Source organism: Streptomyces sp. AC627_RSS907 (genome assembly GCF_019049165.1).
Map to the genome: position 1 here is coordinate 1 of NZ_JAGMUE010001295.1, position 571 is coordinate 571.

At 73.2% G+C, this 571-nt stretch carries 1 pseudogene; it reads right to left on the reverse strand.

From position 1 onward, the window contains the following. Positions 1 to 571 (reverse strand): annotated as a pseudogene (locus KUM32_RS41570) (LuxR family transcriptional regulator); the annotation flags it as partial.

Below are 571 nucleotides of genomic sequence, written 5' to 3' on the forward strand. Positions count from 1 at the left end.
CGTCGGTGGCCTCGTCCCACTCACCGCGCGCGATGGCGAGCAGCCCGAGGACCAGGTACGCGTCGGCCGCGGTGCCGGACACGCCCTGCACCATGTCGAGCACCTGGCGCGCACGCGTGGCCAGGTCATACCAGTTGCCCAGGCCCCATTCCAGCCGCAGCGAGGTGCCGTCGATGATCCCCTGGAGCCAGGGTGAGCCGCACTCGGCGGCGAGCCGCTCTCCCGCGCGCCGGAACCGCTGCGCCGCCGCGTAGTGGCCGAGCCAGGTGGTGGCCTCGGCCAGGTTGCCGGACAGCCGGGCGAGCTGTAGGCACTCTTCGGGGGTCCGCCCGGTGCCCATCATCTCCTCAGCCTCGGCCCAGACCGTGGGATCGCCCGCCATCATGCGCAGGACGACGTGGTTGCCTCGTACGGCCAGCCGCAGGGCCGGGTCCGACTGGTCCGTGAGGAGCCCCTCGGCGCGGGCGATCCACTGCTGGTAGGCGCCGTACGGTTGCTCACCCGAACTCGCCATGGCCAGCGCGGCCATGGCCCGGGCGGCGAGTTCGGGTGAGTCGCGCAGCTCCCGGAC